12 protein-coding genes are annotated in these 8,395 nt (G+C 62.6%); 1 reads left to right on the top strand and 11 read right to left on the bottom strand.

Annotation, left to right across the window (positions count from 1 at the left end):
* Positions 1–18 precede the first annotated feature (18 nt).
* The 11 genes from ACFC3J_RS21015 to ACFC3J_RS21065 form a co-directional block, all read right to left on the bottom strand.
* The gene (locus tag ACFC3J_RS21015; RefSeq protein ID WP_375197934.1) at positions 19–177 is read right to left on the bottom strand and encodes a hypothetical protein; all 159 of its coding nucleotides are present in this window, start codon (positions 175–177) and stop codon (positions 19–21) included.
* A gap of 27 nt (positions 178–204) precedes the next feature.
* On the bottom strand, positions 205–1,014 hold the full coding sequence (locus ACFC3J_RS21020; protein ID WP_375197935.1) for an enoyl-CoA hydratase/isomerase family protein: 810 nt from the start codon (positions 1,012–1,014) through the stop codon (positions 205–207).
* 32 nt (positions 1,015–1,046) lie between these two features.
* Positions 1,047–1,958, bottom strand: coding sequence for an acyl-CoA dehydrogenase family protein (locus ACFC3J_RS21025; protein ID WP_375197945.1), 912 nt, complete (start codon positions 1,956–1,958; stop codon positions 1,047–1,049).
* Positions 1,853–2,179, bottom strand: a complete 327-nt coding sequence (locus tag ACFC3J_RS21030; protein ID WP_375197936.1) for an acyl-CoA dehydrogenase family protein — start codon at positions 2,177–2,179, stop codon at positions 1,853–1,855. Before ACFC3J_RS21030 ends, ACFC3J_RS21025 begins: the two co-directional genes overlap by 106 nt.
* Before the next feature lie 14 nt (positions 2,180–2,193).
* Positions 2,194–3,321 (bottom strand): acyl-CoA dehydrogenase family protein, encoded by a 1,128-nt coding sequence (locus ACFC3J_RS21035; protein WP_375197937.1) that lies wholly within the window; start codon positions 3,319–3,321, stop codon positions 2,194–2,196.
* Positions 3,308–3,757, bottom strand: a complete 450-nt coding sequence (locus ACFC3J_RS21040) for a MaoC/PaaZ C-terminal domain-containing protein (RefSeq protein ID WP_375197938.1) — start codon at positions 3,755–3,757, stop codon at positions 3,308–3,310. The genes ACFC3J_RS21035 and ACFC3J_RS21040 overlap by 14 nt, the downstream gene beginning before the upstream one ends.
* Positions 3,754–4,473 carry a transglutaminase family protein gene (locus ACFC3J_RS21045; RefSeq protein WP_375197939.1) on the bottom strand — a complete coding sequence of 240 codons (720 nt, stop codon included), beginning with the start codon at positions 4,471–4,473 and terminating at the stop codon, positions 3,754–3,756. The genes ACFC3J_RS21040 and ACFC3J_RS21045 overlap by 4 nt, the downstream gene beginning before the upstream one ends.
* A 67-nt stretch (positions 4,474–4,540) precedes the next feature.
* Positions 4,541–5,674: a CaiB/BaiF CoA transferase family protein gene (locus ACFC3J_RS21050; RefSeq protein ID WP_375197940.1), complete on the bottom strand. Its 1,134-nt coding sequence runs from the start codon at positions 5,672–5,674 to the stop codon at positions 4,541–4,543.
* Between the two features lie 11 nt (positions 5,675–5,685).
* Entirely contained in the window at positions 5,686–6,543 is an 858-nt protein-coding gene (locus ACFC3J_RS21055; RefSeq protein WP_375197941.1) for a MaoC/PaaZ C-terminal domain-containing protein, read from the bottom strand.
* Between the two features lie 22 nt (positions 6,544–6,565).
* Entirely contained in the window at positions 6,566–7,717 is a 1,152-nt protein-coding gene (locus tag ACFC3J_RS21060; RefSeq protein ID WP_375197942.1) for an acetyl-CoA acetyltransferase, read from the bottom strand.
* A gap of 3 nt (positions 7,718–7,720) precedes the next feature.
* Complete coding sequence (locus ACFC3J_RS21065) at positions 7,721–8,098, bottom strand: Zn-ribbon domain-containing OB-fold protein (RefSeq protein WP_375197943.1); 378 nt, start codon at positions 8,096–8,098, stop codon at positions 7,721–7,723.
* A gap of 97 nt (positions 8,099–8,195) precedes the next feature.
* Between ACFC3J_RS21065 and ACFC3J_RS21070 the strand changes: the two genes are divergently transcribed.
* Positions 8,196–8,395, top strand: a 200-nt coding sequence (locus tag ACFC3J_RS21070) for a CoA transferase (protein WP_375197944.1), incomplete at its 3' end; no start/stop codon positions are given.

An 8,395-nucleotide genomic window follows, 5' to 3' on the forward strand; every position in this document is an offset into this window, starting at 1 on the left:
GAGTGGTCCGCGTTGTGCTCAGAGTTTAGTGAGGGCGGTGAGGACGGCGTTGCGTAGCGCGCGCTGGTCTTCCGCCCGGGCGAAGCTGTGCGAGCCGGTGTCGATCCGCGTCGCGGGCAGGTGGCGCGCGGCGGCGGCATAGGCTTGCGCGATGTTTTGATAGATGCTCTCGGACATGACCATACCTCCTCGACCCTGCGCCCCTTAAAGCGGACAGTCCTTGCGAAAGTTCGGCGCCCGCTTCTCGCGGTGCGACAGAACGCCTTCCTTGACGTCCTCGCTCATGAAGCCAAGCATTTCAAGCGCGGTCGAGGCATCGAAGATCGGCCCGGCCTGACGAAGCCAGTTGTTCAGCGAATACTTGGTCCAGCGGATCGCGCTTTGCGACCCGTTGGCCAGTTCGACAGCCGTATCCAGGGCGATCTGCTGCAGCTCGTCATCCTCGACGCACATCGAGACCAGCCCGATGCGTTCGGCCTCTTCGCCCGAAACCGGCTTGCAGGTCATCAGATAGTATTTGGCCTTGGCCATCGAGGTCAGCAGCGGCCAGATGATCGCCGCGACGTCGCCCGCGGCCACGCCCAGCCGCGGGTGTCCGTCGACGATCTTGGCCCGTTTGCCCGCGATCGAGATGTCGGCCAAAATTGCGACCACCAGACCCGCGCCGGCGGCCGGGCCGTTGATGGCGGAGATGATCGGCTTATTGCAATTGATGATGTTGTAGACGAGGTCCTTGGCCTCTTTCCACGTCTTCATGATCTCGTGCGAATTGCCGATCATGCTTTCGATCAGGCTGAAATCGCCGCCGGCCGAAAACGCCTTGCCCGCGCCGGTCACGATGACCGCGTTGATATCGGGGTCGCGATCGATGTCGATCCACATATCGGTCATCTGGGTATGGGTTTCTGCATCGACCGAGTTGAAGCTCTCGGGCCGATCGAAAGTGATGCGCAGGACGCGATCCGCCGGGTAGTCAAATTTCAGCTTGTTATATTTCGCGTAACGGTTGGACATATCCTAGTTCCTTGTTGGTTTTCCCTTTGTGTTCAACCCGGCAGCCCGAGGACTGCTTTAGACAGGATGTTGCGCTGGATCTCGTTCGATCCGCCATAGATCGTGGTCGGCCGGGCCTTGTAGAAGCTAGCCAGGACATCGACGCTGACATTGCCGACCTGAAGTGGACCGATGGTGCCGCCATCGGGACCCGCGGCCTCGATCATCAACTCGGTGATGCGCTGGAAGCACTCAGTAACCCAGATCTTGAGCATCGAGACATCCGCGCCCAGCGTCTCGCCGCGCTTAAGCTGATCGGCGTAACGGGCATAGAGCGCAGCGTGGTCTTCCACGTCGAGCGCGGCTTGGGCGAAGCGGTCGCGGAACACCGGATCGTTAAAGGCGCCGCGGCCGCGCGCAAAGCTTTCCAGTTGACCCAGAGCGTTCTGCGCAAGGCTGGGTGAGCCAATGAAGATGCGCTCGAAGCTCAGGAGGGCCTTGGCCATCGTCCAGCCCTTGTTCAGCTCGCCCACGAGGTTTTCGCGCGGCGTGCGGGCACCGTCGAAGAAGACCTCGCAGAACTCAGTTTCGCCGGCGAGCGTCCGGATCGTGCGCACCTCGACACCGGGCTGGTCCATCGTCGCCAGAATAAAACTAATGCCCTGCTGCTTTTTCGGCGCGTCGGGATCGGTCCGCACCAGCATGAAGATATGCGTGGCGTCATGCGCCATGGTGGTCCAGATCTTCTGGCCATTGATGACAAAGTCATCCCCGTCGATCTCTGCGCGGGTGCGCAAGTTGGCCAGATCGGACCCGGCGCCTGGCTCGGAATAGCCCTGACACCAGATGTCTTCACAGCTCAGGATCCGCGGCAGCCAATAGTCCTTTGCGTCTGGGTACCGAACTTGATGATGAGTGGGCCGACCATCTGCACACCCATGTCGCGCCCACGGTTCACGCCCCAGCGTTGCTGTTCTTCGTAAAAGATCAGAAGTTTCGCGGCGCTCAGCCCCATGCCGCCATATTCGGCGGGCCAGGCCGGGGCGACCCAGCCCTTGGCATGGAGTTTGCGATGCCAATGCTCGACCTCGGAAAAGGTCGGGCGGTGCGGCAGATGGCGAAGTTCCTCGGGGTATTCGGATTCGAAGAATTGACCGACCTCGCGCCGGAAATCCCCGTCGGTCATGGCGTTCCAGTCCGTCATCGTTGCGCCCCCTCCTTGTCGCGGGCATCAAGCCAGAGCCGCCGGTGATAGGTGTCGTCCCCGAGCCAGGCCGACAGCACCAGCGCCCGGTTCAGGAATAGCCCGATGTCGAATTCATCGGTATATCCGACCGCCCCGTGCAGCTGGACCGCATCGCGCGTGATCTTCTTTGCCGCCACGCCGGCGCGAGCCTTGGCGCGGCTGGCCTGGCGGGCACGCACCTGGGGGCCGGCCGCGGCACGGTCCATCGACGACAGCACCTCGCGCACCGCTGCCTGGGCGACCTCCTGCATCACATACAGGTCGGTCGCGCGGTGCTGGATGACCTGAAAGGCGCCGATGGGCTTGTCGAACTGTTCGCGAGTCTTGACGTAATCAAGCACGATCTCGAAGGCACGACCGCTTAGCCCGACAAGCTCGGCCGCGGCCAGCGCGGTGGTGTCGCTGACCGCTTCGGCCAGAGCCGCCTCGACCGCCGCCCCCTCGGCCAGAAGCTCGGCCGGCGTCGCCGAAAAGGACAGTTCGCCCAATGCGCTGCCATCGGCCTGCCGGCGGCCTTCGACGTTCAGCCCGGCCGCGCCCGCCTCCGCATAGGCAAGAACCGCGCCGCCGTCGCCTTCGGCCACCACCAGATAGCCGTCGGCCCCGACCGCACCGGCGATCCAGGCTTTCGCGCCGGTCAGCCTGCCGCCCGCAAAGCGGCAGTCCCTGCCCGGCGCGACCCCCGCCGCGCCGCGTTCCTGCCAGGCCGTCGCCAGCACGGTTTCGCCCCCGATGGCCTTTTCCAACATCCCGTGATCCGGGCAAAGACGGTACAAGAGACCGATCGTCAGCCCGATTGTTGCCACCACAGGTTCGGGGGCAATGACACGGCCGGCCTCCTCGGCCAGCACGCCGGCAGCAGCAAGACCCATGCCCAGGCCGCCGTTTTCCTCCGGCACCGCGACGCCGAAAACGCCAGCGCCGGCAAGTTCGGTAATCATGCCGTCACCCCACCGACCACCGGCATCGCGCAGTTTTCTGGCGCGGTCGCTGCCGCCTGCCCGGGCGAACAGGGTTTGGGCGCTTTCCCTCAGCAGGCGCAGGTCTTCCTGATCCTGGGTGTTGTCTTCAGTCTGTTTCATTTGGTTTTCGCTTGATCATGACAGGCGTGTCTGTGGAGAAAACGACCTCGCCCGCCGGGTTCTTGGCACGCAGCGTATAGTGGAGAACACCCCGGTCGGGCTTGCTGCGCGACGGCGTGACCGAGTTGACCTGCATCTGGATATCGAGCGGTTCATCGGGGCGAACGGGGCGCGACCAGCGCAGATTGTCAAAGCCCATGCCGCCGATATTGGCCACGTCGACCATCATTTCGATCATGATGGGCTTGAACGCCTCCAGCATGGTCTGAAAACCGGAGGCAATCAGGCTTCCGTGCATGGCGGTGGCATAATCCTCGTCGGTATGCAGCCGCTGTGGGTCCCATTCCAGGGCAAAGGCCTTTATCGACTCCACGCTCATCGGTGCACTTCGAAAGCGAAACACCTGGCCTGGATGGAAATCCTCCAAGTATTTCATGACCCGCCTTCTACCGAGAACCCGGCATCATAGCCCTTGGACCCGTTGGCAATGCGAACGCGGTTGAACTCCTCCAGCTTGGGATAAGTTTCACGGAAAACGCGCAGGAACTCGGTTATCGGCGCATCGAAAAAGAGACCACGGTCGTTCACATATTCCATGTGCCGATTATTCTTTTCGTCGAACTCGTGGAACAGGGCATCGTGATGGCCGTCGAAGACCAGCGGTTTCACCTCGAACCTTTCGCACAGCTCGATATTGAAGGCTGGAGTGACCTTGTAGACCTCGCCATCCAGCCACAGCTGGACATAGCCGTGATAGATGAACAAATCCGTGCCCATCAGCTCTTGCAGTTTGGGTGTGTTCAGGTGGTTGCGGACATCGGCAAAACCCAGCGCCGCCGGTATGCCCGCCGCCCGAAGACAAGCCGCTAGGAGAATGGCCTTGGGGACGCAGAACGCCGCCTCGGCGCCCGCGATCCGACTGGCTCGATAAGATTCTTCATCCAATGCAAAACAATATGGGTCGTAACGAATGCCATCGCGTACCGCCTCGAAAAGGCGGATCGCCTTGTCCCGGCCGGTTGCATCGGCAGGCAGATCACGCAATGCTGAGGAAACGAAATCCTGCACTTCCACGCTGTCGCTCTCAACAAAGCGCGATGGCATCACATACTGACCGGCCTCAGCAGACAAGCCCTCCTTGGACTGTGCCATCGCAACTCTCCCTTATATTTCTAACAAATGTTAGAATAATGCCCGAAAGCCCATGCGTCAACGGGATTCATTTCGGCTCAAGTTCCACCACAGCATGGCGCGCATTGTCTTCTCCCAAAGATGGCGCGCGACCGATTTGATCCGCCGGACCACGAAATCCGGGGGCGATTGGCAATGGCAGGGCCGATACCTTGGTGCCGGCAATCGCCAGCTTCCGGCCGAACACCCCGCGCGCCGCGAAATGCGGGTCTGCGGCGGCCTCGGCAGGGGTTTTCACAACCGTACAGCAACAATCCGCCTCCTCCAGAAGCGGCGCCCAATCGGACGAAGGCCTCTCTGCCAGACGCCGCGCCACTTCTGCGGCGCAGGTTTCCGGATCAACCCAATCGTCGCGCAGATCGACCGGCTGGCCGATCACGTCGCAGAAGGCCTGCCAGAATTTCTCTTCCAGCGCGCCAACCGCGACCTGCCGTCCGTCGCCCGCAGTATAGAGCCGGTAGCGCGCAAGCCCGCCTGTCAGCCGACTGCCGCCGCTGTCTATGTCCTGGCCAGCGATCACGCCTTCGGCATGAGCCCAATAAGCAAAGGCAAAGGCGCCCTCGGCCATCGCGATATCCAGATGGATCCCCTGCCCGTTCCGGTCGCGAGCCCGAAGCGCGAGCAGGATGTTCATCACGGCTGGATAGGTGCCGCCGCCAACATCGGCGATCAGACCAGATGGCATCGTCGGATTATCGTCGGGGCCCCGGCTGAGCGACAGTAAGCCCGAATCGCCTGCATAGTTCAGATCGTGCCCGGCGGACGCCGCCTTTGGCCCGGTCTGGCCATATCCGGTGATCGAGCAATAGATGAGCCCCGGATTGATCCGGCGAAGGGTGTCATACCCCAGCCCTAGCCGATCCATGACGCCCGGGCGGAACTGTTCGACCAGCACATCGGCCTTCTCGATCAGGGGGCGCAGCGATTCCACCGCGCCCTCTGCCTTCAGATCAATTGCTACCGATCGCTTCCCATGGTTCAGCACGGCAAAGCCGATGCTTTCACCATTTAATTTGGGATTCGTATGGCGCGCGCCCTCGCCTGTACCGGGGCGCTCGAACTTGATTACCTCAGCGCCGGCCTCGGCCAACATCAGCGTCGCCATCGGACCCGGAAGAAGGGTGCTGAAATCGAGCACCAGGATATCGTCGAGCGGCTGCATTTTTCCCGCCCTCACGCGAACCTGGCGGCCCCGTTGTTCAGGACCACCACCTCGCGTACAGGGACCGAGGCACGGAACCGGGCCTCGCCCCCGTCTTCCCAGATCTCGAACCGCACGGTTTCACCCGGATAGACCGGCGCCGAGAACCGCACATCCAGCCCGACGAGACGGCTGGCGTCGTAGTCCAGCAGCGATTTGAGGATCGCGCGCGCCGCCAAGCCATAGGTGGCCAGCCCATGCAGGATCGGCCGGTCAAACCCGACCGAGCGTGCTACGTCGGGGTCGGCGTGCAGGGGGTTGTAATCGCCGCTGAGCCGATAGATCAGCGCCTGCCGAGGCAGCGTTTCGATGTCGCAGACATGATCGGGTGCGCGGTCGGGCAGCTCGGCAGGCGTCGGTCCGGGGCAGTTTTCCCCGCCGAAGCCGCCGTCACCACGGCAAAAGGCCGACATCGCTACGCGAGCCAGCTTTTCGCCGGTATCGGCGTCGATGATTTCGCGGCTTTGATAGATGACGGCGCCTTTGCCCTCGCCCTTGTCGGAGATGAAGTCGATCTTGCTGCGGCCGACGATATTGCCCTTCACCGGCAGCGGCTTGTAGATGTCCAGCCACTGCTCGCCATGCAGAACCTTCTGCCAGTTCACGCCGGTTCTCGGGTCGCGCAGCCAGAACCCCGGATAGCCCATCGTGACCGCCATGGACGGCACCGCCTTCAGCCCGTCCTCGTAGACATAGGCCAACTCCTTCCTGTCGGTAGGGTCTTCGCCGAAACCCAGCCCGAGCGCATAGAGAATCGTGTCTCTTTCGCTCAGCGTCTGTTCGATTTCCTCGAAATCCCAATTCGAAAGCGCCTCGAAATCCAGCGGCATGTTTCTTCCTCCCTGGAACGCCCTACAACGTGTTTCCCGATCCCAAGATCGCCGTGACCTGGCTGGACAGAACGCCGCCATTGCCGTGGGCAAGCGCCAGGTCGATATTCTCTAGCTGCTGTCCGGGCGCGTCGCCACGGATCTGCCGCGCGGCTTCGATCACGGTAAAGATGCCGTACATCCCCGGATGCACGCAGGACAGCCCGCCGCCATTGGTGTTCACCGGCAGCACCCCGCCCGGGGCGATGCGTCCACCCTCGACAAAGGCGCCCCCTTCGCCCTTGGCGCAGAACCCGAGATCCTCCAGGAACAGGATTGTATTGATCGTGAACGCGTCATAGAGCTCAACCAGGTCTATATCGCCCGGCGCCACTCCGGCCGCCGCGAAGGCGCGCGCGCCGGATTCGCGGGCCGCCGTAGTGCTGAAATCCCGCATCTGTGATATCTGCCGGTGCGAACTGGCTGCGGCGCTGCCCAACAGATAGACTGGCGGCTTCGGACAATCCCTGGCACGGTCGGCGCGCACCATCACCACCGCGCCGCCACCGTCAGTCACCAGGCAACAGTCGCGCACAGTCAGCGGGTCGCCTACCATGCGCGCGGCCAGCACGTCCTCGCGGCTCAGCGGGCCGCGATCGAACGCTTCGGGATTGAGCCGCGCCCAGGCGCGCGCGGCCACCGCCACTTCGGCCAGTTGCACGCGGGTGGTGCCGTATTCGTACATATGCCGGGCCGCGGCCATCGCATAGGCAGAGATCGGATAGCGCGGCTTGTACGGGGCCTCGTATTCGGGTGGGCGCGAGGCCGTCACCAGCCGTCCCGACGCGGTTCTCTGATTCGAGCCATAGACGATCAGCGCGACGTCGCACAGTCCCGCATCGAGCGCCATCGCCGCCGAGGTCAAGTAGTTCACGAAGGACGACCCGCCGGTCATCGTACCATCGACGAATCGCGGCTGGATACCAAGATACTCGGCCGCCATCAGCGCCGGCATGCTGTCTTCCATCATGGTGCAGAACAGCCCGTCGACATCGGCCAGCGACAGTCCCGCGTCGGCCACCGCCGCCAGCCCCGCCTGGGCCATGATGTCATAGGCGGTCAGGCCATGCGCCTCGCCGAATCCGGCATGGCCGGTGCCCACGATGGCAGCCTTTCCCCGCAATTCTCCCGTCATCGCTCAGCCCTCCACCGGCCTGCACAGCACCGCAGGCTTTCCGTCGATCTCGCCGACATAGACGGTGACAGCCATACCGATCGTTACATCCGCAGGCGCGATCCCCTCGACCCGACTCATCATCCGCACGCCTTCTTCCAGCTCGACCATGCAAATGTTGTAATCCCCGCCCTGCTCGGACCTGCGTCGGACTACGGTCGTCGTATGCACCTCTCCACAACCGCTGGCCTTGTGCCAGGACAACGCCGTTTCATGGCAATGCGGACAGACGACGCGCGGGAAGAAATGAAATTTTCCGCAACTGTCGCATTTTGGGAGCGCGATCTCGCCATTCGCCAGCGCGCGCCGGAATGTCTGATCCGATCCGGTAATTTCTTGCATTGTTGCCCTTCTTTTGGTTGCAATCCGAGTGTGTTGACCTTGTTTCTAACAGATGTTAGATTTTTTTCAACCCGGTATTGCCGAAAGTGAGACGATTATGACTCCTCCGAATTCGGGCCCTCTCGCGGGCACGCTGATCGTCGCGCTGGAACAGGCCGTCGCGGCGCCGTTCTGCACATCGCGGCTGGCCGACGCCGGCGCCCGGGTGATCAAGATCGAGCGCAAGGGGGCCGGCGACTTCGCCCGCGGCTACGACACCGCAGCACACGGCGAAAGCGCCTATTTTATCTGGCTGAA

Origin of the sequence: Sphingobium sp. (genome assembly GCF_041987595.1) — a bacterium.
GTDB lineage: Bacteria > Pseudomonadota > Alphaproteobacteria > Sphingomonadales > Sphingomonadaceae > Sphingobium.

Coding starts and splice junctions, on each gene's coding strand:
- ACFC3J_RS21030 (WP_375197936.1), bottom strand. CDS start 2,179: ATGACCGACGGGGATTTCCGGCGCGAGGTCGGTCAATTCTTCGAATCC.
- ACFC3J_RS21035 (WP_375197937.1), bottom strand. CDS start 3,321: ATGAAACAGACTGAAGACAACACCCAGGATCAGGAAGACCTGCGCCTG.
- ACFC3J_RS21055 (WP_375197941.1), bottom strand. CDS start 6,543: ATGCCGCTGGATTTCGAGGCGCTTTCGAATTGGGATTTCGAGGAAATC.
- ACFC3J_RS21020 (WP_375197935.1), bottom strand. CDS start 1,014: ATGTCCAACCGTTACGCGAAATATAACAAGCTGAAATTTGACTACCCG.
- ACFC3J_RS21015 (WP_375197934.1), bottom strand. CDS start 177: ATGTCCGAGAGCATCTATCAAAACATCGCGCAAGCCTATGCCGCCGCC.
- ACFC3J_RS21045 (WP_375197939.1), bottom strand. CDS start 4,473: ATGGCACAGTCCAAGGAGGGCTTGTCTGCTGAGGCCGGTCAGTATGTG.
- ACFC3J_RS21060 (WP_375197942.1), bottom strand. CDS start 7,717: ATGACGGGAGAATTGCGGGGAAAGGCTGCCATCGTGGGCACCGGCCAT.
- ACFC3J_RS21065 (WP_375197943.1), bottom strand. CDS start 8,098: ATGCAAGAAATTACCGGATCGGATCAGACATTCCGGCGCGCGCTGGCG.
- ACFC3J_RS21050 (WP_375197940.1), bottom strand. CDS start 5,674: ATGCAGCCGCTCGACGATATCCTGGTGCTCGATTTCAGCACCCTTCTT.
- ACFC3J_RS21040 (WP_375197938.1), bottom strand. CDS start 3,757: ATGAAATACTTGGAGGATTTCCATCCAGGCCAGGTGTTTCGCTTTCGA.